At 44.4% G+C, this 1,274-nt stretch carries 1 protein-coding gene; it reads left to right on the top strand.

Translation table 11 applies throughout. The annotated features are described in order from the left end of the window. Positions 1 to 148 precede the first annotated feature (148 nt). Positions 149 to 1,274, top strand: a 1,126-nt coding sequence (focA, locus tag R7E78_RS24225) for a formate transporter FocA (RefSeq protein WP_318058352.1), incomplete at its 3' end; no start/stop codon positions are given.

Below are 1,274 nucleotides of genomic sequence, written 5' to 3'. Positions count from 1 at the left end.
ATTTCTAAATATTATCAATTTTACCTGTACCACTGCCCGCCCTATTCTGGATATGCGGTTCGGGAACACCGCAAAACAAAAACAACAATTCATTTTTGAGCTAATAAATCAAGGAGCTTTTTATGGAACCACAAACTAAGGAGTCATTATGGCGGTGACCAGTTCTCAAACTCACCAGGACTTTTCTCCTAAAGAGATGATGGCTGAGGCGGAGAAATTCGCATTAAGTAAAGCAAACAAAACCAGCAGCATGACACTTGGCCTAGCAATCATGGCCGGCGCGTTTATCGGTTTGGCATTTTTGTTTTACATCACAGTGACAACTGGCAGTGCGAATACAAGTTGGGGTTTAAGCCGCTTAGCCGGTGGTATCGCCTTCAGTATGGGGTTAATCCTTATCGTTATTTGCGGTGGTGAGCTGTTTACCAGTTCGGTGCTTTCCAGCATTTCATGGGCAAACAAACAAATCTCTTTCGGCAAAATGTTGTCGATTTGGGGCAAGGTTTACGTAGGTAACTTCATCGGCGCAATGTTTTTGCTTGCTCTTGTGACTGCGGCAGGTTTGTACCAAATGGATGCAGGCCAATGGGGTTTGAATGCTCTTAATATCGCACAACACAAACTGCACCATACATTGCTTCAAGCCTTTGCTTTGGGCGTTCTATGTAACCTACTGGTTTGTCTTGCAATTTGGTTGACGTTTAGTTCTGCAAACGCCATGACGAAAGCGCTTATGACCATTCTTCCAGTTGCGATGTTCGTCAGCAGTGGCTTTGAGCACTGTGTGGCAAACATGTTTATGGTCCCACTAGGCATCGTTATTGCCAATTTTGCCCCTGAATCATTTTGGGCATCTGTTGGTGTACCGGCTTCCCAATATGCGGATTTAAATGTCGCACACTTTATTAGTGCGAACTTAATTCCAGTAACGTTTGGCAACATCGTCGGTGGCGCGGTACTCGTTGGTTTGGCTAACTGGTGTATCTACCGCCGTCCAGAGTTAAAAGCAGCCAATGTTTCATCTATCACAAATACAACTCAGTTATCGTCAGTTAAGGAAATCACAATGAAAAACGCATCTTTCGTAAAGGACATCATGAATCCAAAACCGGTTACACTCAGCGTGGAAATGCCTGTAGCCGCAGCTCTTGATACTCTATTAGACAACAATCTAACAAGCGCACCAGTGGTGGATCTCCACAATCGTTTAGTTGGTTTCTTCTCTGCACACGACGTGATGGTTGAACTGTGGTGTCAAGATTACATCCCAGTGA

Source organism: Vibrio sp. YT-19(2023) (assembly GCF_033337395.1).
Note: the sequence above shows the minus strand (reverse complement) of the source record. Positions and strands in the feature narration are given on the sequence as shown.